The sequence below is a fragment of the Undibacterium sp. SXout7W genome (genome assembly GCF_049339385.1).
Taxonomy (GTDB): Bacteria; Pseudomonadota; Gammaproteobacteria; order Burkholderiales; family Burkholderiaceae_D; genus Undibacterium.
In genome coordinates this window covers 1-255 of sequence record NZ_JBMPPF010000190.1, presented here as the reverse complement: position 1 = coordinate 255, position 255 = coordinate 1, and the positions used below count along the sequence as shown (strand labels likewise).

Annotated in this window: 1 pseudogene; it reads left to right on the top strand. The window is 48.6% G+C overall.

Annotation, left to right across the window (positions count from 1 at the left end):
- A pseudogene (locus ACO0LB_RS21055) lies at positions 1-255 on the top strand (phage tail sheath family protein); the annotation flags it as partial.

Sequence of the window (255 nt, the reverse complement as noted above, 5' to 3'; positions counted from 1 at the left end):
TCCCTCAGTCAGCATCAACAGTGAGGAACAGGAAGACCTTAACGTGACTACGGCCGGTAAATCAATTAATGCCATCCGCACCTTTATCGGTGAAGGTACTATGGTATGGGGTGCCCGTACGCTTGATGGCAATAGTCTGGATTGGCGTTATATCAATGTACGCCGCACCATGATTATGCTGGAAGAGTCACTACGCCTGGCTACCAAAGCCTATGTGTTTGAACCGAACGTCGCCAATACCTGGATCACCATTAA